Annotated in this window: 20 protein-coding genes; 7 read left to right on the top strand and 13 right to left on the bottom strand. The window is 35.5% G+C overall.

Annotation, left to right across the window (positions count from 1 at the left end; genetic code table 11):
• Positions 1-56 precede the first annotated feature (56 nt).
• The 5 genes from C8N46_RS12570 to typA form a co-directional block, all read right to left on the bottom strand.
• Positions 57-1,532 (bottom strand): sulfatase-like hydrolase/transferase, encoded by a 1,476-nt coding sequence (locus tag C8N46_RS12570; protein WP_108115248.1) that lies wholly within the window; start codon positions 1,530-1,532, stop codon positions 57-59.
• On the bottom strand, positions 1,533-2,912 hold the full coding sequence (locus C8N46_RS12565) for a nodulation protein NoeA (protein WP_108115247.1): 1,380 nt from the start codon (positions 2,910-2,912) through the stop codon (positions 1,533-1,535).
• Entirely contained in the window at positions 2,902-3,111 is a 210-nt protein-coding gene (locus tag C8N46_RS12560) for a hypothetical protein (protein WP_108115246.1), read from the bottom strand. Before C8N46_RS12560 ends, C8N46_RS12565 begins: the two co-directional genes overlap by 11 nt.
• A 68-nt stretch (positions 3,112-3,179) precedes the next feature.
• Positions 3,180-3,419 carry a uroporphyrinogen decarboxylase gene (locus tag C8N46_RS12555; protein ID WP_108115245.1) on the bottom strand — a complete coding sequence of 80 codons (240 nt, stop codon included), beginning with the start codon at positions 3,417-3,419 and terminating at the stop codon, positions 3,180-3,182.
• Positions 3,420-3,687: 268 nt separating this feature from the next.
• Positions 3,688-5,487, bottom strand: a complete 1,800-nt coding sequence (gene typA, locus C8N46_RS12550) for a translational GTPase TypA (protein ID WP_108115244.1) — start codon at positions 5,485-5,487, stop codon at positions 3,688-3,690.
• 327 nt (positions 5,488-5,814) lie between these two features.
• On the opposite strand from typA, the gene C8N46_RS12545 reads away from it, so the two are divergent.
• The 4 genes from C8N46_RS12545 to kdsA are packed head-to-tail and all read left to right on the top strand — an operon-like array spanning position 5,815 to position 10,166.
• Positions 5,815-7,473 carry a DUF4836 family protein gene (locus C8N46_RS12545; protein ID WP_108115243.1) on the top strand — a complete coding sequence of 553 codons (1,659 nt, stop codon included), beginning with the start codon at positions 5,815-5,817 and terminating at the stop codon, positions 7,471-7,473.
• A 24-nt stretch (positions 7,474-7,497) separates the two neighbouring features.
• On the top strand, positions 7,498-8,130 hold the full coding sequence (locus C8N46_RS12540) for an ATP-binding cassette domain-containing protein (RefSeq protein WP_108115242.1): 633 nt from the start codon (positions 7,498-7,500) through the stop codon (positions 8,128-8,130).
• Complete coding sequence (locus tag C8N46_RS12535; RefSeq protein WP_146169813.1) at positions 8,127-9,320, top strand: ABC transporter permease family protein; 1,194 nt, start codon at positions 8,127-8,129, stop codon at positions 9,318-9,320. The genes C8N46_RS12540 and C8N46_RS12535 overlap by 4 nt, the downstream gene beginning before the upstream one ends.
• Before the next feature lie 27 nt (positions 9,321-9,347).
• Complete coding sequence (kdsA, locus tag C8N46_RS12530; RefSeq protein ID WP_108115240.1) at positions 9,348-10,166, top strand: 3-deoxy-8-phosphooctulonate synthase; 819 nt, start codon at positions 9,348-9,350, stop codon at positions 10,164-10,166.
• A gap of 130 nt (positions 10,167-10,296) precedes the next feature.
• Here the strand turns inward: kdsA and C8N46_RS12525 are convergent, their stop codons facing one another.
• The 7 genes from C8N46_RS12525 to C8N46_RS12495 form a co-directional block, all read right to left on the bottom strand.
• Positions 10,297-10,644, bottom strand: a complete 348-nt coding sequence (locus C8N46_RS12525) for a DUF1801 domain-containing protein (RefSeq protein ID WP_108115239.1) — start codon at positions 10,642-10,644, stop codon at positions 10,297-10,299.
• Between the two features lie 98 nt (positions 10,645-10,742).
• Positions 10,743-11,036: a hypothetical protein gene (locus tag C8N46_RS12520; protein WP_108115238.1), complete on the bottom strand. Its 294-nt coding sequence runs from the start codon at positions 11,034-11,036 to the stop codon at positions 10,743-10,745.
• A 100-nt stretch (positions 11,037-11,136) separates the two neighbouring features.
• Positions 11,137-12,942: a helix-turn-helix domain-containing protein gene (locus C8N46_RS12515; RefSeq protein ID WP_108115237.1), complete on the bottom strand. Its 1,806-nt coding sequence runs from the start codon at positions 12,940-12,942 to the stop codon at positions 11,137-11,139.
• A 290-nt stretch (positions 12,943-13,232) separates the two neighbouring features.
• Complete coding sequence (locus C8N46_RS12510; RefSeq protein WP_108115236.1) at positions 13,233-13,436, bottom strand: hypothetical protein; 204 nt, start codon at positions 13,434-13,436, stop codon at positions 13,233-13,235.
• Positions 13,437-13,548: 112 nt separating this feature from the next.
• Positions 13,549-15,318: an AraC family transcriptional regulator gene (locus tag C8N46_RS12505; protein ID WP_108115235.1), complete on the bottom strand. Its 1,770-nt coding sequence runs from the start codon at positions 15,316-15,318 to the stop codon at positions 13,549-13,551.
• Between the two features lie 109 nt (positions 15,319-15,427).
• Entirely contained in the window at positions 15,428-16,708 is a 1,281-nt protein-coding gene (locus C8N46_RS12500) for a sensor histidine kinase (RefSeq protein WP_108115234.1), read from the bottom strand.
• A gap of 27 nt (positions 16,709-16,735) precedes the next feature.
• A complete protein-coding gene (locus C8N46_RS12495; protein WP_108115233.1) occupies positions 16,736-18,031 on the bottom strand; it encodes a sensor histidine kinase in 1,296 nt (431 codons plus the stop codon).
• A 252-nt stretch (positions 18,032-18,283) separates the two neighbouring features.
• Between C8N46_RS12495 and C8N46_RS12490 the strand changes: the two genes are divergently transcribed.
• The 3 genes from C8N46_RS12490 to creD all read left to right on the top strand — a co-directional run bounded on the left by C8N46_RS12490 (position 18,284) and on the right by creD (position 20,703).
• Entirely contained in the window at positions 18,284-18,922 is a 639-nt protein-coding gene (locus C8N46_RS12490; protein WP_170110084.1) for a hypothetical protein, read from the top strand.
• Positions 18,923-18,924: 2 nt separating this feature from the next.
• Positions 18,925-19,221, top strand: a complete 297-nt coding sequence (locus tag C8N46_RS12485; RefSeq protein ID WP_108115232.1) for a winged helix-turn-helix domain-containing protein — start codon at positions 18,925-18,927, stop codon at positions 19,219-19,221.
• A gap of 99 nt (positions 19,222-19,320) precedes the next feature.
• Complete coding sequence (creD, locus tag C8N46_RS12480) at positions 19,321-20,703, top strand: cell envelope integrity protein CreD (RefSeq protein ID WP_108115231.1); 1,383 nt, start codon at positions 19,321-19,323, stop codon at positions 20,701-20,703.
• A gap of 230 nt (positions 20,704-20,933) precedes the next feature.
• Here creD and C8N46_RS12475 read toward each other — a convergent pair whose 3' ends face one another.
• Positions 20,934-24,548, bottom strand: a complete 3,615-nt coding sequence (locus C8N46_RS12475; protein ID WP_146169812.1) for a hypothetical protein — start codon at positions 24,546-24,548, stop codon at positions 20,934-20,936.
• Between the last annotated feature and the right edge of the window lie 54 nt (positions 24,549-24,602).

Here is a 24,602-nt window from a genome sequence, read left to right as displayed (position 1 = left end):
CAATAATTGGTATTTTATACAAATCAACAAAGAATCCATGAAAAATGTCTGGAGATTTACTCCACCTTCTCAAAAACCACATTTCCATCAGCATTAATATACTTGTAGACTTCACCCAAAATTCCTTCGGAAATTCGAGAATAACTGGCGTCTTCTTGGAAGTTTTCTAGCAACGTTTCATTTTCTCCCAAGTAGGCAAAAACGGTTCGAAAAAGATTTACGGATGACTTGAGTTTGGTATCATAACTCGGAATAGTATTGTTGGGCCATTTGATTGCCAACGCCGCCGTAAATGCTGAATAGACGAGCTTTTTATCGGTTTGTTTTTGAAAGAGTTGTTTGGTGTATTCAAATCCTACGTAGCCACCGTGATCCGCCGCAATGATGATTAAACTGTTGGGATCGGTTTTTGTGATGATTTGTGTGATTTCTTTCAACCATTCGTTCGCTAATTTCACTTGCGTGAGATAGTTTTCGCGTTCCGTTTCTTTGCCTTTTGTACCACTTTTGAACGTTGAAATGTGTCCTGGAAGAATTTTTTCAATAAAGTAAAAACTACGCTTTCCTTGCTGTTTTTTGATGGTTTCCGTTAGCGGTTGCAGCAATTCTTTTGGATTGTCAAACGCGCCAATACCAAACCAAGGAACTTCGCTCATGTCAATATTGCAATAGTCGTACTTGATGGCTGGACGATTCAACAGTAAATACGGATTTTCCATAAAGAGAAACGTCTCGTACTCGTTGTTTCTTAAGGTTTGAATCACAGGGTTATCGCCCAGAATCACTTCTCTCGCACCTGCCAATTGCCTGCCTTTGTAATGATGTTTCATCGCAAACATGGAACTGTTAGACAATACCGTTGACGTGTAATTGCTTCGGAAATTTGTATACAATTTGAATCCACTGTCTTGCAAATACGATTCAAATTCGTCGTTTTGAAAGTTGTACGGTTCGGTTGCTAATTCGGTAAAATTCGCGTAGCCATCGGGTTGAATGACGTAAATGTTCGGAAATTTTTTGAAGTTGGTTTGCACGACTTCTTCTGGAAATTCTCGCCATTCGTCGCTGTCGAATAACGCTCCGTACAGCGTTGGCAACAAGGTTGTAAACGCCACAAATGCCATAATGAATTGCAACACGATGATTTTTTTGTAGTGTTTTCTGAGCAAAACCGCTAGTAATGCGCAGATGATGACGGCTCCGAGAATGATTTTTTTATGCTGAAAACCATACATTCTTCCCACAAAATAAAATCCAAAAAACATCGCGTTTAAGATAGGTAAGACGAACGGTTTGAACTTTTGCAGAAACGAAAGTCGCTTTGTCAATTCCCACGAAAGTGTAAAAATAATGACCGGAATTGCCAAATATACTACAGAAATGACGAAGAATTGAAACCACGAATTGACCAACATAAAGTTAGACGCAAACACATAAATGAACGAATATAAACCTGCCGCAATCGCGAATGTGATTGGATATTCTTTTGTGCTTGCGACAAATTTTTCTATGTTTTTTCTGACTTTCGGCACTTATTTTTTCTTGAATAGGAACAACACACGTTCGGAATCGGGAATTTCCTTTTTGGAGATTAATTGAAACTGTTCCAAATATATTTTTTCAAAGTTTTCTAGATTGTAATGTCCAAACTGATCTTTGAATTCTGCTTTTGCATTGAGCAATCGCGTGGCATACGAATCCGCTCGTTTTGGAAATTCGATGATGAGGTTTTTAGAGAACGATGCAAAAAACGCTGCTGAGTTTTCAAAAGGCACATTTCCCGTTAAGGATAAATGATGAATCAGCGCCAATGCTAACGTCACATCGGGTTGCAACGCCTGTACACGCTCTACAAAAGAAGAACGCTCGGTGTTTTGAAAACCAATCGCTGCGGACGGATTGAGCAAATCAATTACAAACGGCAACATGTTTTTTTCTTTGTTTTTTTTGACCAAATAGTGATTGTGGTCTACTGCATTATTATCAATGTCACCAACCAACGCCAATTCGAGTTCGCTAGGAATTTGTCGCACAAACGTTCCGTCATTTCCGCCGACATCAATGACGGTTTTGGCTTTTATTTCGCTTATCCAATTGTTAATGATGTGTGATTTTTGCTGAAAAGCCGTATCAGAATAGTTCGTTTTTTGGTAATAATTTCCCCATTCTGATTGCTCTTTGAGCTGTAATTTTTTGATGTAATTGTACAAACTATCAATAATGTTGAACAATCCTTTTTTGGAAAGCGAAGCTTGTTTGCGTTCCTGCACGTTTTCTTCTTGATGCTTATTTTCATATTTCGCCAACAAGTGAATGTTGGTATACAAAAACGGATTCAGTTTGGTTTTTCCAGGCAATAATGACGTGATGAGTTTGAGCGGAATTCCGTCAATGAAATTCGACATCGTTTTCAAGAATTCTGCACCGTGATATTTGGCAATGACCAACGGTCCTAAAAAGTGCATCACGAATTGTTTGTACGCACGCCAAGGTGTGTTTTCTGTGTAAAAATCGAGCGAAAGCGTATCTATAAAAATGGCACTTCCGTTGTGAAAAGCTATGTTATACGCCGTGGCATCTTTCAGCGAAAAGTTATGTTGCAACGCGTATTTCTGCAATTTTAGCGTGTGCAATGCGGCTTCTTTGTATTGCTGAAAACTCCATTCGTACGGATAGGTAAAAAACGGAATTTGTTCAGGCTGAATGTACATATGCGTTTCCGCTTTTTCGAGTTCTTTGTGCGGAATTAATAGCTTGTGTTGAAATGCTTTTTGAAAGAATCCGGAACTTTGTAAGGCTTCGTATTGGGAAAAATAACTTGGAAATATGACACGTTTTACAATGCCTTTGTCTACAAAAATATGACCACTCGGGTCGCGATAGGAAGAAGCGTGTCGAGAATTATTTGTCATCTTTCGATGCGTTTTCGAGCGTAGAATCGTCTATATCAATGTCATCAAAAACTTCTTCGGAAGTGTCTTTTTGCAAACCAAGCAAAGTTCTAATTTTGTATTTGATACTTTTATAAAACAACAAAACTCCCGCAGCAACCGCTACTGCTGCCTGCGCAATCATTGCGCCGATTCCTGCATCGAAATAAAGAAACTGCATAGTTTGATTTTTGGTAAAGATAGAAAAATTTACATTTTACCAACAATTCGCTAACATTATTTCAGTCGCTACGCTTTGGAACGTGTTAAGTGATAAATATTGATGCCAAAAATCGCTAAATTGGTAATGATGATTGGCAATCCAACGCGCAAGGTTGGTATTAAACAACCGTATAAAACGAAAAGTAAACAACCAATTCCGTTAATCATACGCAAGTTTTTTAAATCTTTCATTGTGAATGAAATTAGTACTGCCAATGACGCTAAATAGCCTATAAGTTCTGTTCCTGTGATGCCGAAGATGTCCATTTGTTTTTTGTTTGTTATTCGTTTTTTGTTGATTCGTCAATGTGTTGATTTGTTGATTTTCGCTACTGTCATTCCGCACTCGATGCGGAATCTACTTAGTTTTACTAGTTTTTTCATTTCACTAATACCTCTTTATTATTAAGTGGATTCCTGCACGCAGGAATGTCATCTGAAACTTCTCAATTCTCAATACCAACATCTCATAACTAGACAAAAAAAGTTCCACTACTTGCGCAATGGAACCTTTTGTTAGTTATTTTCAATACTGTTAGATGGTTTTGTTGCGCTTTCTTTCCACTTCCGTGAGATAGATTTTTCGCAGTCGTAGATGATTTGGTGTTACTTCTACGTATTCATCTTTTTGAATGTATTCTAATGCTTCTTCTAATGAAAATTTAATTGCAGGAACAATCTTTGCTTTGTCATCTGCTCCAGCAGAACGTACATTGGAAAGTTTTTTGGTTTTTGTTACGTTGACCGTCATATCGTCGCCGCGAGAGTTTTCACCAATTACCTGACCTTCATAGATTTCTTCTCCTGGATCGACAAAGAACTTTCCACGATCTTGCAATTTGTCAATAGAATATGGAATGGCTGTTCCTTTTTCCATAGATACCAACGAACCGTTTTGACGCTCAGGAATTCCACCACGAACTGGCTGATATTCCTTAAATCGGTGTGCCATAATCGCTTCACCAGCAGTTGCCGTTAACAATTGATTACGCAAACCAATAATTCCTCTTGATGGAATCATAAATTCACAAATCATACGATCGCCTTTGGCTTCCATGCTTAGTAAATCTCCTTTACGAAGGGTTACCATTTCTACCGCTTTTCCAGAAACGTTTTCTGGTAAATCAATAGTTAATTCTTCTATTGGCTCACATTTTACACCGTCAATTTCTTTGATGATTACTTGTGGTTGTCCAATTTGTAATTCGTAACCTTCTCTACGCATCGTTTCAATTAAGACTGATAAGTGCAATACGCCACGACCATATACTAAGAATTTATCCGCACTGTCAGTTTCCTGAACACGTAATGCTAAGTTTTTCTCCAATTCTTTTGTTAAACGGTCTTTGATGTGACGTGATGTTACAAATTTTCCATCTTTTCCAAAGAAAGGTGAATCGTTAATCGTGAATAACATACTCATCGTTGGCTCGTCAATGGCGATGGTTTTTAATCCTTCTGGATTTTCTAAATCGGCAATTGTGTCACCAATTTCAAAACCTTCCAAACCGACAATCGCGCAAATATCTCCTACTTGAATTTCAGATACTTTTTTACGACCTAAGCCTTCAAACGTATGCAATTCTTTGATTCTTGATTTGATGGTTGTTTTATCACGCTTTACCAACGATACTTGCATGCCTTCTTTCAAAGTTCCACGTTGCAAACGTCCAATGGCAATTCGTCCAGTAAATGATGAGTAGTCTAAAGAGGTAATTAGCATTTGTGTGCTGCCTTCTTCAAATTCTGGCGACGGAATGTGTTCCATTACCATATCTAACAATGGCTCGATAGAATTTGTTGGCTTTTGCCAATCGTCTGACATCCAGTTTTGCTTTGCAGAACCATACACTACAGGGAAATCTAACTGCCATTCTTCCGCGCCCAATTCAAACATTAAGTCAAATACTTTTTCGTATACTTCATCTGGCGTACAGTTTTCCTTATCCACTTTATTGACAACTACGCAAGGTTTTAATCCTAAGTCAATCGCTTTTTGCAGTACAAATCGCGTTTGCGGCATTGGTCCTTCAAAGGCATCTACTAAAAGCAATACACCATCTGCCATGTTGAGTACACGTTCTACTTCTCCACCAAAATCGGCGTGACCAGGCGTGTCAATGATATTAATTTTCGTTCCTTTATACGTAACCGAAACGTTTTTTGAAGTAATCGTAATTCCGCGCTCACGCTCCAAATCATTGTTATCCAAGATTAAATCTCCCGTATTTTCATTTTCACGAAAAAGTTGACAGTGATACATGATTTTATCAACCAACGTCGTTTTTCCGTGGTCAACGTGCGCAATTATTGCAATATTTTTTATTGAAGTCATTTCTTTGCCTCTATTTTTAAGCGTGCAAAAGTAGCGTTTATTTACTAGACAAAAGAATTTTATTTCCTTTTTAGGTTAAATTACTGTTAATTAATAATTTAAGCTACTATTTTAGAACGTTTTGTTTTGTGAATTTTATTGTTTTTTTTGAGTGATTATGCGCATTCTTGTAACATTTTCGCTACACAGTCGTCTTTCCTTATGGTAACCAACGTAAATTTGTACAATTTTATCGTGTTTTTATTTTAAAACCTATAGATATTGTTAAATTTGCATTCCTCCACAGATTAATAATAAATATTGTAAACCTTAAAGACTTCATTTAGTATGAAAAAAATCGTATTCCTATTCACAATCGCCTTATTGGTCATTAGTTGTGGAAAGAAAAATTCTGAATCATCTTACATCCCTAAAGATGCTGCCGGAGTAATGTATGTAAACTTGGGATCGTTAGCAGCGAAAAGTCAAAATGTTGATTTTAAAGACTTACACATCAGTAAAATGATTGAGCAGTCTGCGCCTCGTAAAATGAAAGCATTTTTAGAAGAGCAAATGACCGCAGAAAATATCAACGCTGCTTTCCGTAAAGAATTTTTATTAGGTTTTATGGTCGCAGAAGGAAGAGCAGGTTATGGAGGATTGATTATTCCTATCAAAGACGCCGCTTCTTTTGAAAAAATGATAATGCCGATGCTACAGGATTTACCACGCGCTGAAAAGCAAGAAAATGTTGGTAAAAATGATGCCTTCACTGTATATTCTAGCAGAGATATGGCGATTGGATGGAATAATGAAACTGCTTTGATTGTTGCAGGTTCAAGATATCCTGATCAAGATTTGATTGATTTAACAAAGATGGAAGCTTCCGAAAACATCTACGCAACTAACTACTACAAAAGCTTTTTTGACACTAGCATGGACATGGGAATGCACGTTTCTTCTACTCCATTAAAGGAAATGGGCGATGCAATGGCATCTATGTTCACAGGAAAAAATAGCATAGAACTCGGAGATAATAATTTTGCATATTATGGAAACTTTGAAGATGACCGCATCTTAACAAAAGCAACATTAAAGTTGAACAAAGATATTAAGTCGTTAACAGGATATGAGTCATGGGCAGCGAAAGGATATGAGTCTGACTTATTGAATGTATTACCAAGCAATCCTGCTATGGTATTTAAAGTTTCCTTAGATCCTACTGCGTTGTATAAGCATTTTGAGAGTTTGCAAGACAATGAACTTATTCCAGAAATGTTTAGAACAGGATTAAAAACGAACCTGCAAAGAACAAATAAGGAAATGAAACGCGAAATAGGAATGACCATGGAAGACATTACAGGTCTTTTTGATGGCTCTATGATGCTAGCTGTAACTGAAGGAATTACTAAAAAAGATAGTATTCGTGATTATTACAGTGATGATGAAGAATACCAAGTATTTGAAACAAAAATACCTTACATGTACGGTGCCGTTGCTATTAAAGACATGGACAAGTTTGAAACGCTTGTCAACAAAGCAATGGAGATGAAAAGACCAGAAAACACGAAAGGAAAAAATTACTATGAATTGGATGACAATGTGTTTGTGATGTTGAAAGACAATGTATTGTTCATCACAAATGACGAAAGCAAAGCTGATGAAGTGTACAACAATGGAAAATTAGCTGCGAACTTATCTAGTTTCGAACACAAGTCTAAATTAGACAATTCAATTTACATGTACATGTCTGAAAACGCTTATAAAATGTTTTCTGATATGGCAAATAGCATGAATCCGTATGCTTCCATGTATGGAAATAATGATACTATGAGTACGACGTATGAAAAGTACGGTGAATTTTTTGGAGACACACATTTTATCATGAATGCGGATGGCATGGAAACTTTTACCTACACAAAAGGTGATGGCAACTCGCTTGAGCGTACAATTGACTATATGGATGCTGCCTTAGAAGAAACAATGAAAATGATGTCTCGTTACTAATATAGCCTTCCAAGTTTACGTAGCGTGACTATACACATACAAGAAATACACCCAACATACTTTACTCCTGCTTCTTCCGAAGTTTGGAGTAAAGTTTTTTATTTGGAAGCGGGCAAAAGCTACTTGGTAAAAGCGGCATCTGGTAGTGGAAAAAGTTCCTTTTTCAATTTTTTATACGGTTTAAATAATAAGTTTACGGGCAGTATTTTGTTTGATGAAAAAGATATTGCTAGCTTTTCTGAAACAGAATGGACGCAATTTCGCCGTCATAAAATCTCTATTGTTTTTCAAGGATTGCGATTGTTTCCTGAATTGACCGCAATAGAGAATATTCAGCTAAAAAATCAATTGACAAACCATAAAACGGAAGCTGAAATTAGAAGCTATTTGGAGCGTTTAGACGTGGCACATTTGGCAGATAAGAAAGCAGAAACGCTGTCGTACGGACAACAACAGCGCGTTGCTATTGTAAGAGCGCTTTGTCAACCTTTTGAATTGTTACTATTAGATGAGCCTTTTAGCCATATTGATGATGTGCAAATTGACAACGCAACCCAACTTATTTTAGAAGAAGTAACGGCTCGAAACGCAACTTTAGTGATTGCAAGTTTGGGGAATTCCTATAATATTGACTACTCAAAAACCTTGCTGCTGTGATTAAAGAGTTACTCCATAAACAAATCCATTTTTCGCAACTGCTCTTTTTTGCGTTGACTTCCAGTTTGGGATTGGGAATTTTGTTAGTGGTTTTCCAGCTTTTTGTGGATACGCAGTCACTTTTTGGTTCGTCGAGTGATTTGTTGAGCAATCAAACCGTGATTATTTCCAAACAATTAGGTCGTGACAATGCGTTTACGCCAGAAGAAATAGCAACACTCAAACAACAAGAATTCGTCAAAAAAGTGGGCGGTTTTACCAACGGAACGTACCGAGTGCAAGGAAGTGTTTCTATCATGGGAATGGGCGGTATTTCAACCGATATGTTTCTAGAAGCTGTTTCCGATCGTTTTATTGATGTGGATAACGAAGACTGGAATTGGTCGCCTTCATCAAGAGAAGTCCCGATTATCATTCCAAAAAATTATATTGATTTATACAATTACGGCTTTGCGCCTGGCGCAGGTTTGCCGCAAATTAATCAGGATTTAATTCGTAAAATTCCTATTGAGCTCAATTTGACAGGAACCTCTAAAAGAGAAGTGTACGATGCGTATATTTTGGCAACTTCCGAGAAAATCAACACGATTTTGGTGCCTGAAACTTTTTTAAACTATACCAATCAACTGTTGAGTCCAGACAAAGAAGTACGCATATCGCGTGTCATTATGGAAGTGGTGAATCCGTCAGACCCTAAATTGTTGGATTTTTTAGCCAAAAACAAGTATCAATACTTTCAAAGTGAGCTTTTAAGTTCGCGCATTAGTTACTTTTTGCAATTGGTATTGTCTATTGTGTTAGGTATTGGAATTTTAATCACCATTTTATCCATTACGCTAGTTGTTACCAATATCAATCTACTTATTTTAAAGAACAAACAAACCATTTGCCAATTACACTTTTTAGGCTTTTCGCGCAAGCAAATTGCCAATGTATATTTAGCTATTTCGTATAAAATTTTAGCGGTTTCTATTGCGATTGCACTTATACTCACTGTGATTTGTAAATTCGCTTTTGTGCCCTTTTTTGACAATTTAGGCGTACAAACAAGTGCATTTTCGTTAGTCTACGTGGGCATTGCTGCGATTGTTTTATTTGTCATTCTTGCCATATATTACACCAAACACACGCATAAAAAAATCAAGCAGATGACGGCCGTAAATACAAGCTTACTTACTACTGAAATTTAGTGTATCTTTGCAAAAAATTTACAATTTATGCAACTCAGTTCTATTCCTAAGATTAAACATACTACCGCCGATAATTTCTTTTTACTCGCAGGTCCGTGCGCTATTGAAAGTGAAGATATGGCGTTGCGCATTGCGGAAAAAGTAGTCACAATTACGGACAAACTTGAAATTCCGTATGTGTTTAAAGGAAGCTTTAAGAAGGCGAATCGTAGTCGTATTGATAGTTTTACTGGTATTGGAGATGAAAAGGCGTTAGCGATTCTTAAAAAGGTTTCTGAGACCTTTGACATCCCAACAATTACAGACATTCACGAAGTTACTGATGCTGACAAAGCGGCGCAATATGTAGATGTGTTGCAAATTCCAGCATTTTTAGTTCGTCAAACGGATTTGGTGGTAGCTGCGGCAAAAACAGGAAAAGTTGTCAACTTGAAAAAAGGGCAATTTATGAGTCCTGAAAGCATGAAACACGCGGTTAAAAAAGTGCACGATTCAGGCAATGAAAATGCTTGGATTACCGATCGTGGGACGATGTTTGGTTACCAAGATATGATTGTTGATTTTCGTGGCATTCCAACCATGAAACAGTTTGCTCCAACGGTTTTAGATGTAACGCATTCGCTTCAACAACCAAATCAATCTAGCGGTGTTACAGGCGGAAGACCTGATATGATTGAAACCATTGCGCGTGCAGGCGTTGTGAACAACGTAGACGGATTATTTATTGAAACACATTTTGATCCTGCAAATGCCAAAAGCGATGGCGCAAACATGCTTCATTTAGACCATTTGGAAAAATTATTGAGCAATTTGGTAAAGATTCGTAAGACGATTAAAGCGCTATAGACTTTCTTAGATTCGCTTCGCTCTTTAGACTTGTTAGATTTATAGATTTTTCGACGTTTTAGACGTTTTAGACAACAAAATCGTGTCACATGGAGCGCAGTCGAAATGTAGACCTTATCATATACAGCCGTTAGTACAAACTAGCGGCTTCTTTTATGACATCGAAGAAAATTTTCTGATTGATGTGTTTAACATCTTTGTAACGCAGTGATGCCATTTGCTTGCGGTTTTTAGTCACTAAGTGTGATGTATGCACCGTAATTTCGCCACCTTTGACCAAACCTACATCTACGAATTTCTTTTTATGACTTGCGTTGAAGTAACAAAAGGGTTTGCCTTTGTAATAGTAAAAAGGAATTTTGTATTTATACTTCAGTTCTGCGGTTGGTAGCAAATGTTCTATCATTACTTGCAATTCGAGCAAAATAGATTTGTACGGTTCTGGTTGTTGTAGAATGTAGTTTTCTGCGGGATTCATGAACTCCTAAGATAAAACATATTTTATTTTTTTCCACAAAAAAAAAGAGCTTACACAAGGTAAACTCTTTCTCAAATTAACATCGTTTTCTTCAAATGTTAACAGCGTCTAGTATCTAGACAGTTTTCTTTGGTATCATTTGCTCCACAATCATGAGAATCACCAGTTCTGGTCGTTGGGCGTGTACATTCATCACCCGTACAAGACATACAGGTATACTGACCATCTTGTGTTCGGCAATCCGTTAAAGTTACACAGGTAACGCCATCAACTGAAATTGGAATCGTATCTACATTTACAAGTGATTTTCCCATAATAGTTTTCATGGCTTTAAAGGATACAATAGTCGTTTTTTGCAATTGGAGTTTAGAGAGAATCTGTTTTTTCTTCATAAATCATTTGGTTTCATAAGTTATGCTCAAATATAAATGCGAAGCATAGTTTTTTTAAAAAATACATCTAGAAATTCATAAATCACGAGTATAAAAAACACTACTCAATGTTCTGACTATCAAGTCTTTTTATATAATATGAAGGATATAGTCCTGTTTTATTTTTAAAGGCTCTCGAAAACGATTCTGAACGATTGAAACCGATGTCTCTGGCAATGGAATCTATGGTATAGGAACGGAATTTTTTATCTTCTTTTAAACGTCTAATGGCATAATTAACCCGTAAATCGGTAATGTATGCTGTAAAGGACTTCCCCTTATGCGCATTGACCAATTTTGATAAATACGAAGTATTGGTTTTTAACTTTTTGGCTACATCGTTTAAGCTGCTGTTTTTGCTTAAATACAGTTCTTTATCTTCAAAGTTTTGGAGTTTCTTTAAAAGTTTGGCTTTTGTTTCGTCAATGATTTCAACTTCTTTATCCGTTGTTTCATCAGGAACAACTTTTTCAATCATTATTTTTTCTTCTGTAGCTTTCTTTATTGCTGCTTCTTTAGCCAAGAGTGCTTTTTCTTTTTCTATTTCCAACGAATGTAAAAGGGATTCAAATTTTTGTTGATTACGCTTTTCGCGATTTTTATAGAATAATACCAAACCAATCACAACCAAAATCGCTAAAAAAATACTAACATATAAAACGATTCTAGTTTTTACTGTTTTTTGTTCTGCCTGATTTAGTTCTTCTTTCAACGACTGTAAATCATACTTTTTAATAATTTCAAGACCTATTTCATTTTGCTTTTTATCATTTTCAGTATATACTTCATTTGTTTTTTCAAAATAAAAAAGGCTTTTCTCAGTATTCCCAAGGGCTTTATATGATTTTCCTAAAAACTCATACATATCTTCTAAACTAAAAAAACTTATTTTTTTACGTTTTTGATGCGTTTCTATAGCTTCTAAAATTTGGATAGCCGTTGTATAGTCTTTTTTGTAAAAAAAAGCTTTTGCCCTATTTAGGTTTATAAAAGGAATTTGAGATTTAGAAGTTTCTATCTCTTTCGCATAGTTTAGTGCTTTGTCTAAGTACAACATCGCTTCTTGAAGTTTCTCAACAGCTATATTCGTTTCTCCTAAAAAATTATACAAATATGCTTTAGCATCTTCGTCTCCATATTTATTGCTGAGTTGCAAGCCCTTTGTACCGTAGTATTTAGACTTCTCATAATCTCCCAATCGCAAATAGGATTTTGTTAACGCAATATAAATACTTACCTCTAATCTATTTAGTTTTGGTGAATTTTGCGCTTCTAGAATTTTAAGAGTTCCTTCTAATAAATCTGCAGATCCTTTTGCATCGCCTACTTCTAGTTTCAATAAGGCTATATTTTTTGAAATAGCCAATTGCCGACCTACATGATTTGTTTCTTTTGCATATCTCATTGCCTTTAAATAGGCTTCCATTGATTTCTTGTATTTTCCAGCATCATAGTAGAAATCCCCTTGATAAATATGTGTTCGTAATAACAAATCTAAAGAGTTTATGCTCTTTGCTGTTTGAGTTGCTTTTAAAACATAATCCAAAGACTCGTTGAAGTTTGTGTTGTAATTTTCCCATTTAGCTAACGAAATATATCCCCAAAACTGCATTTCAAGTTCGTTAGAATTGAGCATATCATTCATAACGTATTCTAGACTTGCACTAGCTTTATTTTTATCCTCTATATATTGTATTGTAAACAATCTCACAAACTCCTTTGGCGCCAACACACGCAAAGAATCCTGAAATGCAACTTTATCAAATTGCGCAATACTATCTTGAATTATTGTTCTGGAAAAAGATTTGTGTCCTAGTATTGCACAAAATAATACTAATAAAAGCGTAATACGTTTTGTTTGAGGCATACAGGAATACAGTTTTATATGTTGCGGTAGGTAATTGTTCAAAAATAACGGTTTTCCCGTAATTTATGTATGTTTTTTAGCGCAATTTTGGTAAAACTACATTCGCAATTGCCATAGCGATATGCCTGTTGCATTGGAAAAAGCTAAGAATGAATTGAATAAGAATTCACTAGTACACTAAAAAAATCACAAAATTCTTTACACTAAAAAAACTCCTAAGAATGTTCTTAGGAGTTTTCGTTTTTAAGGAATTCAATTCGTTTTCTTCAAATTTTGTGCATCCGCTTAAATTAACATCGTTCTTGACTGTCTGATACTGTTAAAAAAGTTTTACAATCCGCATTTGGATCTGAACAAATTACACTGACAATACAGTTTTCAGATACAGCACAAGGAAGATCAATAGACGTAACGAGACCTTTTCCAATAACAGTTTGTAATTTTGAGATGCTTACCTTTTTTAAGGTTAACTGTAATTTTCTTTCTTTTTTCATATCGTTTGTAGTATTTCGAAATTGTAGTCGTTTGTAAGATAACGAGAAAATGAGCGCTACCTTTCATAATACTAGTCGTAATTTATAAAAAGCGAGCAATACACATCATAACCTATTGTTTTTCAAGCTCTTTTATAAAGTATGACGGATACAAACCTGTCTTTATTTTAAAGGCTTTAGAGAAAGATTCCGAGCGTTTGAAACCAATTTCTTGTGCGATAGCACCAATGGTATATGAACGAAATTTTCGATCTTTCGATAAACGCTCAATGGCATAATCAACCCGTAAATCGGTTAGATATGCTGTGAACGATTTTTCTTTGTACGTATTGATGACCTTGGAAAGGTAGGTGGTGTTGGTTTGTAATTTTTTCGCCACTTCTACCAACGTGCTTTCATTGCTTAAAAACATTTCATTGGCTTCAAATTCTTCTAACTTTTGAAGAATTTCAGCAGTAGTTTCGTCTATTTCAGGAGCTTTTGATGCATCACCAACAGAACTTTTTGCTATGTCTTCTATAGTTGTGTTCACAGCATTTTTTTCCTGCAAACGTTTGTCTTCCAAAGCTAACATTAGCTTTTGAAACAACTTTTTGTTGTTGCGTTGTTGTTTTTTGTAATACATTATCAAGCCAATAATCACCAAAATAAGCAATCCGATGCCGAAAGCGTAATAATATTTTGTTTGTTGCGACCGTGTTCTTAAATCTGTAATTTGCTCCTTCAACTTACCGAGTTCATCTTGCATAATCCTCGAATTGATGACCGCGCGTGTTTTGTCATTTTTTACGTCAATTTCGTATGCTTTTTCAAAGTATTTTGAACTTTGCTCAATGTTTTCTAATGCTAAATACGATTTAGCCAAACCCACATACAACTCTTGAATGCTTAGAAAATCGACTTCATTTTTTTGTAGTAATTGTTCTCCTTCCAAAAATACTTTTATAGCTTCTTGGTGTTTGTTTTGTGCTGCAAAATTTTTTCCTAAGTACAATTTCAAAAAAATGTCCAACACTTTGTCTCCGCCCGCTTCATCTATCAATTCTTTTGCCCTTTTAAACGACGCACTGGCTTCAGTATAGTTTCCATTATTAGAAGCTATTTCCCCTAAAAATGTTGTGAAATACGCTTGATATGCCACTATATTTTTTTGCTTGCTCAACTCAAAACCTTCATGCGCGTATTGACTGGCTTCTTGGTATTTTTCCAAATTGATATACGCTTTGGTCAATCCGAGATATATGGGGAATTTTTTATTTTCCAAAGCTACATCGCCTGAAGCTTTGATACGCTTTAAATTTTCAAGATATAAATCGATGGCTCCCAAATTATCATACGCTTGAATTTTAATAAGAATGATATTGTTGGACGCACTCAGTTCATCTTTGATATTGTTTGTTTCTCTGGCAATTTGAAATGCGGTTAAGAAATTTTCTAGTGCTACTTCGTTCTCGCCATTTTCGAATAAATAGACTCCTTTTTTGTTGTGTGCTTCAAATAATAAAGGTTTGTTATCCAACGATTGTAACTTCTCAATTGCGATGTTTAAGCTTGTGAGTGATGATTGCAAACTATCATTTTTCTTCTGCCAGCTTGCCATGGTGATATAGGTTTCTGCGACTTCGTTTTCATCATCAGAATTGATAAAATTCGTTCGTAAATACGCTATAACGGTTGCTGCTTTTGTAGAATCTACAACTCTGTACTTGTAATATTCTTCTACCACATCGTTAAAAGAAAGTTGTTGCAATGCCGTTTTAAAAGCAGTAATTTCATCAACTTTTGAAGTTTGATTTTGAGCAACAGCACTGCTTATAAAAAAATAGAAAAGCATGCAAATTGTAAGAATACTCCAATGTTTGAAACGAAATAGTAAGCTCATTTTTTTTTTTGTGATAGGAATTACAGGGAATACTCAAAAGTATGAATTTTATGTCATAACGACATTACTTTATCACAATTAATTCTGCGATACATACGGTTGATACAATTTATTTTTTCGGAATCGTAAATATAAAAGTAGCGCCATTTCCTTCGGTGCTTTTTACATAAATTTTCCCGTCGTTGCGTTCTACAATTTTTTTTACCAACGCCAATCCAATTCCGATAGCTTCTTCTTGTACGTCTGTTTGTAATTTTTGAAAAAGCTCAAATATTTTTCCATGATATTTTTCTGCAATTCCAGGACCGTTGTCTTTGATAAAGAATTTGTATTGAAGTTTATTGACTTCATAATCGATTGAAATTTCTATGTGTTCTTTATCGTTATGTTTGATGGCATTTTGCAGTAAGTTGAAAAATATTTGCTGTATTTGCGATTCGTTGTACAAAACGCGTGGTAACTTTTTTTCTAATGAAACTGAGACATTTTCGCCAGCCAAGCTATCTACAATGCGCTTTACGGTAGTGTGTAAATTGACTTCCTTTACCGATTGCTCAGGTTCTGCTTGTAATGAATAATTTAAGATACCTTCTACCAGCAAATCCATTTGTGCGACTTGTCCCTTTATTTGTTGCAAACTTTTGATGGCTTCTGCGTTTATTTGCTCGTCGTCATCTTCGGAAAGCCAATCGGTTAAGGTGTAAATATTTCGCAACGGACGTTTTAAATCGTGAGAAACGACATAGGCAAACTCTTCCAAGTCTTTGTTCTTTTCTAGCAGTTCTTTGGCGCGAATCTCCAAATCTAACGTATGTTGTTGTACAGTATCTTCCAGCGTTGAATTCAGCAATTCCATTTTCCGTTGATAGCGAATAAATCCGTTCATCATCCAAAAAGCACAGATAAAAATTGCCATCGTAGAGAGCAATATGGCGCTTTCTCTCATGGCATCTAAATCAGAAATATATACTACGTACGCTAAGTGAATGGCTTCTGTAAAACTGTAAATCAATACTAAAATTCGATTACTCAACAACAATACCGAGCCAAAAACAAATACATAATTCACCAATAAAATATCTAACGAAAAATTATTCAAATGCGTAGCATACGTGAGGTAATGCTGAAAAGCCATTGTAGAACCAAATACCAGCCAACCATAATTTTGCAAAATAAATTTCACCCGAAAGTTTGCTGAAATTCCGATAAGCAAGAAAATCAAGGCAAATACAATATTTCCATAAAAAGGCAGTATGATATCTGGATTGTAATGTTTTATGATTTCCAGATAGATGTATGTACTCGGCGCGCCCAAAATTAGCGTAATGTAGCTATTGCGTATTTCAAACGGTTTTAAAGAACCTATATTTTGGAGTACATTTTTTGTCATGATTATGAATGCCGCTACTGGTAAAAATCAGGATTTGACTTCCGTTGGAATGGTAAATATAAAAGAAGTTCCAACGCCTAATTCACTTTCTACAGCAATACTTCCTCCATTCCGTTCTATGATTTTTTTCACCAATGCCAATCCAATTCCGATAGAATCAACTTCCGATTTGACTTCTAGTTTTTGGAACAGTTCAAAGATTTTCTTGTGATATTTTTTTGCAATTCCCGGACCATTGTCTTGAATAGAAAACTGATGTCCAGCAGCTGTTTGCTGATAGTTCACATGAATTTCCGCCAATTCTTTGTCGTTGTGTTTGATGGCATTTTGTATCAGGTTTTGAAATACTTGTAGCAGTTGCGATTCGTTAAAAACCACTTTTGGCAATGTATCATCTACGTGAATTTTTACCATATCGCTGGCGTTTACCGTAGCAATTCTGTTCACCAACTCTTGAGAGTCAATAGTAGTCACATTGCGTTCTTTGTCCATTTGCAGCGAATAATTCAAAATACCTTCAACCAATAAATCCATTTGCGTTACTTGTTCTTTTATCAATTGCAAACTTTGATTGGTTTCTTGGTTAAATTGGTACTCCGTATCGTCTGTGAGCCATTCTGTTAAGGTATAAATATTGCGCAACGGACGTTTTAAATCGTGTGAAACTACATAGGCAAACTCTTCTAAATCTTTATTTTTTCGGAGTAATTCTTTTGCACGAGTTTGTAAATCTTCCGTACGTTGCTGAATGCGCTTTTCCAATTCTACATTAATCGCTTCTAAATTTTTTCGATAGCGAATCAATCCATTCATCACCAAAAAAGAAAAGATAAAAATGGTACTCATGGAGACTAAAATGGCACTTTCGGACATGCTATCCAAATCAGAATAATATACACGATACGCCAAATGAATCAACTGAAATGCACTAAAAATAACGACCAACAAACGATTGCTCAACAATAACACAGCTCCAAAAATAAACACATACGTTACGAGAAGATAATCCAGTGAAAAGTCGTTCAACGCTGTAGTATACGTAAGATAATATTGAAAAATCATTAGACTAGCAAAGCTAATCCAGCCGTAAATTTCATCGAGAAAGGTATTTTTAAAATACGGAAGAATTCCAACAAAAACAAACCATAACGAAAATACAATTTCGCCACGATACGGAATAATTAAATCGGGGTTGTAGTGTAACATAAACATTACATAAATGTAGGTACTCGGTCCTGCAAGTAAAAAAGTGATGCTACTGTTATTTATTTCAAAACGTTCAAGTCGCCCAATATCTTTGAGATATTTTAAAACTCTTTTCAACAAATCAATTTTAGGTTAAGATTCTAAATTTATGGAAATGATTTGAAATAGTGCTCATTTTGAGAAAATTAAATACGCATTGCATTTTTATTTAAGAAAAAACGTTGTTTATGTATCAGAAAAAATCTGAATTTTTCTCTGATTTACATTCCAAATGACCAGCACTACTTTTCTTTTTTTCATTTTGATGTAATTTTTTAGTTGTACAATTCAACTTTTTTATTTTACTTTGCATTTCAAAGTACTTTTAATATGACATCATCAGACTATCTAAAAGACATTAAAGAGATTAAGCATCTCATGAACAAATCCTCCCGATTTATTTCATTGAGTGGACTTTCGGGCATCATGGCAGGAATGTATGCCTTAGTTGGCGCATGGTTTGCCCGAAGAGAATTGAGCATCGCTTATGAAACTCGTAACGCTTCTTACACTGGAGATACATCTGTATTGACAGAAACAATTACGTTTAAATTGATGACGATTGCTGCAATAGTTTTGATATTGGCCGTTGTAACAGGAATTATGTTAACTCAACGAAAAGCGCGCAAAAACGGAGAACGAATTTTTGATAAAACTGCTATCAACTTGCTTATCAATTTTTTAATTCCTCTGGCAACTGGCGGAATTTTCACATTGATTTTATTACAGCAAGGAATTGTGGGACTCGTAGCGCCAACCACGCTTGTTTTTTACGGTCTGGCATGTGTCAATGCCAGTAAATATACGTTTGGACATGTAAAGTATTTAGGCTATGCCAATATCATTCTTGGGTTGATTGCTACACAGTATATCGGATATGGTTTGTATTTTTGGGCAATCGGTTTTGGAGTGTTTCACATCATTTATGGCGGATTGATGTATGTCCTTTTAGAACGAAGAGCAGCGTAATTGTGAGTATTATAAATAACATAAATAAAGCTTTTGATCATCGAATTCGACTAGGAATTATGTCTATTTTGATGGTGAATGAGTACGCAGATTTTAAAATGCTGAAAGATCTACTCTCGGTAACTGATGGCAACTTGGCAAGTCACACCAAAGCCTTAGAAAAAGTAGCATATATCAAGGTGGAAAAACAATTCATCGGGCGAAAGCCAAATACACGATACAGCGCGACAGTACTCGGAAAAGCGGAGTTTAAAAAACATATTGAAGCACTTGAAAAGTTGATTAAAAAAAGTGAATAATCTATCAAAGAAAAACCGTTAGGGGTTGCTCCTAATATCATCAAATTATTTTTTTATCTATTTACTTTGAAATTCAAAGTACTTTTAAATCTATTAAAAATGGAAATACATCAAACAAACAAAAACAAAAAAGTATGGCATTGGTTTACCACCTCTATCACCGCGAAATTTATCATTACAGGCGTGTTGACTTTATTACTCATGATTCCGCTTTCGCTGATTCAAGATTTGATTACAGAACGAGAAGAACGGCAAAAAGGCGTCGTAAGTGAATTGAATGAAAAATGGGGAGATGAAATTTTACTGTATGGTCCTATTTTAAAAGTTCCGTACAAAAAACATACAGAAACGATACAATATAACGAAATCACTAAGAAAAACGAGAAACAACGAACAACACAAATACACTATGCTTACTTTTTTCCGAAGGACTTAGACATTAATTCAGACGTACAAACAATTCCTAAAAAACGAAACAATTTTGAAACTACGGTTTTTAGCGCTGATATTGTGACTTCGGGAAGTTTTGAAACTCCTAATTTCTCTGAAAAGTCAGTCGCTACTGATGATATTGTTTGGGATAAAGCGACGTTGCTTATTAAAACCACCAATTTAAAAGGCTTGAAAAGTGAAGTGAAGCTAAATTTGAATGGAAATGCCTATAATTTTGAAACTTTGCCTTCAGATCAGTCACATATTGACACACTTGAAAGTTCATTTATTGCATTGGATGATGTGCCGTCAGAAGCTGTTCGCAGTTTTGATTTTAAGCTCTCGTATAATGGTAGCAGAAGCGTGCAATTTGTTCCGATTGGGAAAGTGACCAATGTACAAATGACATCCGATTGGCAACATCCGAAACATTCGGGAAGTTTTATTACGCAACATAAACGCGAACTTGACAATGGTGGATTTGAAGCGCAATGGAAATTATTGCACACCAATCGTCCATTTTCACAACAGTATTTTGTGATATTGCCTAGTTTGACACATTATGCGTTTGGAACCGATTTTATCATTCCGCTAGACGAATATCATCAAAGTGAACGCGCTGCTAAATACGGCTTTTTAGTCATCGGATTGACGTTTTTGGTGTTTTTCCTCATTCAAACTTTGAGTAAAATTTCCATTCATCCGTTTCAATATTTAATGATTGGACTCGCGTTGGTGATGTTTTACACCTTACTCATCTCCATTTCAGAACACAGTAGTTTTGTAAAAGCCTATGTAATTGCAGGAAGTGCGGTCGTCGTCATGATTACGCTCTATTCTAAATCCATTTTAAAAAACTGGAAATTCCCTGTATTTATTGGCACTTCGTTGACCGCATTGTACAGTTTTATTTATGTGATTATTCAATTGGAAAGTTACGCACTGTTAGCAGGAAGTATTGGATTGTTTGTCATTTTAGGAATTGTCATGTACGTTTCGCGAAAAATTGATTGGTATTCGGAAACTAAAAAACCTTTAGCTACCGCATAGATTAAGTCGAAAACCAACATAAACCCATATAAACTTATAAACCTATAAACTAAAAAAAACAGTTAGTTTGGTGAGAAAACGATTCCTGGCTTTTTAAGATTGGAGGGCTGAAAAGTTCGGGTTTCGTTTTCATCATATTACTTGATTTTTTAAATATTTTTTCAAATTTAAATTAAAATAGAAAAGCATCTCGTTAGTGAGATGCTTTTCTATTTTTTATTAAACATAAGCTAACAGCCAGCATCTACCGAAATAGTAAAGCTAAAGACATTTGTACATCCATTTTCTATATTAGTTGCTCTTGCATAAATAGTTTGTGTTCCAGAAACAGTATTTGTATAACTAGTAGGGGTTGCTATTGGATTTGTTTCATTATCTGCATCTGCTTGACTTTCATAATACATTATCTGTAAATTAGACATGTTATTAATTGTTATATCAGTTTCTACATTTGTGAGATCGAATGTAGAGACTCCATCATTGGAGCTTCCTGAAAGACTATCACAGGAACTAATGGTTCCATTTCCTGAATATGTAGGAGGAAAAGCAACTGTAAACCATATTTGTGATATTTCTACTGAACCATCTGCATATGCAATTCTAACAGACACTTCAATGTGAGACTGATAAAGCGGTCCTATAGGATTTATGTTATTTACTGCATCTAAAACCGTGGAATGATATGTAACCGTTCCCGAATTTCCATTTAAAAAGTAAGCGTCCATATCTGACAGATCAAACAGACTAAACTCTCCATTATAACAAATAGTTCCGGCGCCCATAGGTAAATCATCTAAGCTGTCATCATCTATTATGGTAATTGATGTATCTTGGATAAATATTGAGGTGAGGCCTCCATCAATATTTGGAATTTTTTCAAAAAGTTGCATCTCTATGGGTTCATTCGATTCCGCCCATGTATCATTCACTATTATTACATCCGCAATTACTGCTTGTGTTTGTCCTGGAGGAATTGTGATAGAGCCCGCATATATAAAATAATCTAATTCATAACTAGCATAAGGGTCAGCAAACTGATAAGTATGATAAATTTCAAAATATTTTGGACTAGTACTAGGAGAACTTAAAGATATCTGTACGCTTGTAGTCCCAACATCTTCATTTACTGTTGGTGAATAAGTAACAGAAACCACCGGAGCTGATTGTGGATATGGATCGTTAGCATCATTAGGATTACTTATACTAGGAGGTATAAAAACTGTATTTGGATTGTCGTTCCCTGTGGTTTCCTCACAATCTGTCAATCCATCATTATCACTATCAATTAAAGGGCTGTATACTATTGGATCACAAGAATCATTTGGGTCACTTGTTCCAGAGGGTGTTGCTGGTGTCACTGGATTATCGACTCCAGTAGTTTCTTCTATATCCGTAAGTCCATCTCCATCAGTATCTGTAAAATCTACAGGATCATTTATATCATTCGGATTACTTACACCTGTGGCAACAGAAACTGTATTTGGATTATCATTTCCTGTAGTTTCTTCACAATCGGTCAGTCCATCATTATCGCTATCAACTAAAGGGCTAATTTCTATTGGATCACATGAATCGTTGGGATCACTTGTTGGACCATCTGCATCATCTGGCGGTGATAATTGCGTATTTGGATCATCAATTCCCGTAGTTTCTTCACAATCGGTTAATCCATCTTCATCTGTGTCAGTTAGGTCAAGTCCAATTGGGTCACACGAATTATTTGGATCGCTTGTACCATTGGGTGCTATGTCTGTAAGCGGATTGTCAATTCCTGTAGTTTCTTCCAAATCTGTGAGTCCATCACCATCTGTATCTGTAAAATCAATAGGATCATTCATATCATTCGGGTCACTTGTTCCTGTTGCTACTACAATAGTATCAGGATTGTCAACTCCAGTGATTTCCTCACAATCAGTTAACCCATCATTATCACTATCTGTAGTATAGACAAAAAACAGATACACAGAAGCTATTGCGCTGGCATTACTAATTGTGTTTGTTACTTTTACATAAATATTATCACCTTCAGTAAAATCTAGGAATGGAACTTCATACGTTGAAGTCAACACGTTGGTTTCAGCATTGGCATCAGCTTCAGTTTCATAAAAAGCATACGTCATATTTGGGTTATCGTATTGTGAAGCTATTTCATCAATATTAAAGATGATTGGATCACAACCTGTAGAAATAATTTCTGAATCAAATATAGTTACATCTACCGCATCTAAATAATCAGGTATTCCATCACCGTCAGTGTCATCATTAGTTGGGTCATTGTCTCCATCATAATTTTCATCTGCTGTATTTGTGCCATCACCATCATCATCTGCATCTAAGTAATTTGGGATGCCGTCTTCGTCAGTATCATCATTTGTCAAATCGTTATCTCCGTTGATATCTTCAAACGTATCCACAATTCCATCGCCATCAGAATCTGAAAAATTGGCACATGAACTTAGGGTATTTAAGTTTAATGTGTCACTACCATTAAATGTTCCTGAGATAACTTCAGTTACTTGTGCGTTTGTAATATTTACACCTTTTAGAGAATACTCCATAGAGTCACCACAATAAGGCATTGTATAACTGATGGTTCCATTGGTAACAGGAATTATTTCTGAATTTCCGTCAATGAATAATTGTATATAACCATTGGTAACATTTTCTCCATCACAGTTTACAAAAGTTCCTGTAATACTAATTGTGTTATTATTTAAGGAAGATGCTGTTAAGGTAATATCTGCATCTGAAATAAACGGACCAATAATATGTGGACCGCTTTCGCAATTTAGCGTTGTTACATTTACTATAAGTTGCTCTCCTTTGGGTACTAAACCGCATTCTACTCCTAAATTATTTGTATAACCATAGGTTCCTGTTGAGTTTAGAAGCTGTGAATAGATGTCTAAGTTTGTATTGGGTAATAGGTTTCCGTCTTCGTCAACTAATGTGATGCATAAATTGATAGCTGGATATGGATAATCATAATTCCAGAATGAAAAGTGTGTTACGTCTCCTACATATTTATTTCCTATGAGTGTTGCTTGCCCTTCTTCCTTCCAGTATCCTTCTTCCTCATCAAAATACCATAATGGAATGATGGTTGGCGGATTGTTTGTATTGATAGAAATTGGCATTGAGATTTGCGAACTGCTTCCTTCTGCTAGTTGTAATTCTTCTCCAGAACTACTCCTAAGCTCTACAGCAAGCATTCCGTAAGTTTCTAAAACTACTGCTTCTCCACTTGCTGATTGCGCAAATAACATTCCTGGCATCATGGTTTCCATATTTTCATCGTCAGGATTGAGATGTTTCAATATAACAGATACTTCTCCGTTGTACGGTGAGCCACTTTCTCTGATAAAATCTCCATCAAAGGTGACTTCTGCTCCGTTAGGTAAACTTACCAAACTTTCTTCGCCAGAATTAATTGTTGTGACAATATCTTCTCGGAGTAATGTGATTTCTATATAATTTACTTCAGTATCAGATGGAGTTACTGTACGTGAACCATTAATATAGCCTTCTTTTGTAACAGTTACATAGGCGAATTTTTCAAAAGCAGTAGTATCGTTTCCTGAGAAAACACCAAAAATATCTGTAGTTGTAATGGTGTTTCCGATAATAACAGAAGCACCTTGTACTGGCATATTTTCTTCGTCTACAACACGTCCAAAAAAACGTGCCGTGATAGCGTTTCCAAAATTTTCTTCAAAGTTTACTGGAATTACTGGCTCTGGTACTGGTTCTTCAGTTGCGATTGGTTCTTCTATTGTTTCATCATTTTTACATGAAAAAATATTTAAGAAAAGCAAACACATTAAGCATATTGTTGTTCTTTTCATAGGGTTATTTTACAATACATTTTTGGGAATATATAAAAAAACATCTAACTGACA

Origin of the sequence: Kordia periserrulae (assembly GCF_003054265.1) — a bacterium.
Classification (GTDB): Bacteria; Bacteroidota; Bacteroidia; order Flavobacteriales; family Flavobacteriaceae; genus Kordia; species Kordia periserrulae.
Note: the sequence above shows the minus strand (reverse complement) of the source record. Positions and strands in the feature narration are given on the sequence as shown.

Bases quoted from the DNA above. Each gene is read 5' to 3' on its own strand.
- C8N46_RS12565 (WP_108115247.1), bottom strand. From the start codon at position 2,912: ATGACAAATAATTCTCGACACGCTTCTTCCTATCGCGACCCGAGTGGT.
- C8N46_RS12560 (WP_108115246.1), bottom strand. From the start codon at position 3,111: ATGCAGTTTCTTTATTTCGATGCAGGAATCGGCGCAATGATTGCGCAG.
- C8N46_RS12555 (WP_108115245.1), bottom strand. From the start codon at position 3,419: ATGGACATCTTCGGCATCACAGGAACAGAACTTATAGGCTATTTAGCG.
- typA (WP_108115244.1), bottom strand. From the start codon at position 5,487: ATGACTTCAATAAAAAATATTGCAATAATTGCGCACGTTGACCACGGA.
- C8N46_RS12545 (WP_108115243.1), top strand. From the start codon at position 5,815: ATGAAAAAAATCGTATTCCTATTCACAATCGCCTTATTGGTCATTAGT.
- kdsA (WP_108115240.1), top strand. From the start codon at position 9,348: ATGCAACTCAGTTCTATTCCTAAGATTAAACATACTACCGCCGATAAT.
- C8N46_RS12525 (WP_108115239.1), bottom strand. From the start codon at position 10,644: ATGAATCCCGCAGAAAACTACATTCTACAACAACCAGAACCGTACAAA.
- C8N46_RS12520 (WP_108115238.1), bottom strand. From the start codon at position 11,036: ATGAAGAAAAAACAGATTCTCTCTAAACTCCAATTGCAAAAAACGACT.
- C8N46_RS12515 (WP_108115237.1), bottom strand. From the start codon at position 12,942: ATGCCTCAAACAAAACGTATTACGCTTTTATTAGTATTATTTTGTGCA.
- C8N46_RS12510 (WP_108115236.1), bottom strand. From the start codon at position 13,436: ATGAAAAAAGAAAGAAAATTACAGTTAACCTTAAAAAAGGTAAGCATC.
- C8N46_RS12505 (WP_108115235.1), bottom strand. From the start codon at position 15,318: ATGAGCTTACTATTTCGTTTCAAACATTGGAGTATTCTTACAATTTGC.
- C8N46_RS12500 (WP_108115234.1), bottom strand. From the start codon at position 16,708: ATGACAAAAAATGTACTCCAAAATATAGGTTCTTTAAAACCGTTTGAA.
- C8N46_RS12490 (WP_170110084.1), top strand. From the start codon at position 18,284: ATGACATCATCAGACTATCTAAAAGACATTAAAGAGATTAAGCATCTC.
- creD (WP_108115231.1), top strand. From the start codon at position 19,321: ATGGAAATACATCAAACAAACAAAAACAAAAAAGTATGGCATTGGTTT.
- C8N46_RS12475 (WP_146169812.1), bottom strand. From the start codon at position 24,548: ATGAAAAGAACAACAATATGCTTAATGTGTTTGCTTTTCTTAAATATT.